This window comes from Paraburkholderia sp. BR14320 (assembly GCF_040948665.1).
In the GTDB taxonomy this organism is placed as follows: domain Bacteria; phylum Pseudomonadota; class Gammaproteobacteria; order Burkholderiales; family Burkholderiaceae; genus Paraburkholderia; species Paraburkholderia youngii.
Genome location: NZ_JBFPKG010000285.1, coordinates 1 through 370 on the forward strand (window position 1 = coordinate 1; position 370 = coordinate 370).

1 protein-coding gene is annotated in these 370 nt (G+C 58.1%); it reads right to left on the reverse strand.

Annotation, left to right across the window (positions count from 1 at the left end; all coding sequences use genetic code 11):
- The coding region (locus tag AB3X89_RS40340; protein ID WP_368588075.1) for a hypothetical protein at positions 1-187 on the reverse strand (187 nt) is incomplete at its 3' end.
- Positions 188-370 lie beyond the last annotated feature (183 nt).

Genomic DNA, 370 nt, shown 5'->3' on the forward strand with positions numbered 1-370 from the left:
CCTTGTCCTTGATGTACCGAACGAGATGGTCGTGCCAGCGTGTCGCCGGTTGATTGTGAACGACCGCATTGGCCGGTGGTGGAATCACCGGCAGCACACCACAGGTTGACCACGCCTCGGTCTGCGCAATACTGTAGTACGCGCCGTCGGCGATCACGCAGTCGACGTTCGCCTCGACTGCCAGCACCGCATTCAGGCCCGCCTCGTCGGAGGGCGCACCTGTCAGTATTTACGGGATGTCGTACTAGCAACCACTTGATGGCATTATTCAATGCTGGCTTCATGAAGTTGCGCTTTTACACAACCCGGAGCATCTTTGCAATACCCCCATCCGGACAAAGCCGTGAGACGGTAAGCTCCGTCGCGGGAT